The following is a 341-nucleotide window of genomic DNA, read 5'->3' on the forward strand; positions in this document are numbered from 1 at the left end:
GGAGCTTTCATACAATCGATTACCGCGTTGTGGTCATTGTCAAAGTAAAGCCGTGCGTAAAAAGGATTCCTACATGCGGAGCGTTCATCACGAGCTGGTGGGCCATAGGCGCAGCCTCTTAAAATTCAAAGCCTATAAGCTTTATTGCAATAGTTGCAACCGTTATAGCAACCAACAATTTCCGGGTATTAACAAGCATCAACGGTCCACTTGGCGCCTACAAGCGGCGGTCTTTCATAAACATACTTGGGGTATTTCTCAAAGTGAGCTGGCTAAGCTGTTTAACAAAGGGAAAGCGACTATTGAAAGGTGGTATCAACGCCACTATAAAGAGCAAGATA

1 protein-coding gene is annotated in these 341 nt (G+C 44.6%); it reads left to right on the top strand.

Annotated elements, in window-relative coordinates; translation table 11 throughout:
* Nucleotides 1-341 (top strand): helix-turn-helix domain-containing protein (locus Lery_RS15345; RefSeq protein ID WP_162262976.1); only part of this gene is annotated, 341 nt, incomplete at both ends.

The organism is Legionella erythra (assembly GCF_001467615.1).
In the GTDB taxonomy this organism is placed as follows: Bacteria; Pseudomonadota; Gammaproteobacteria; order Legionellales; family Legionellaceae; genus Legionella_C; species Legionella_C erythra.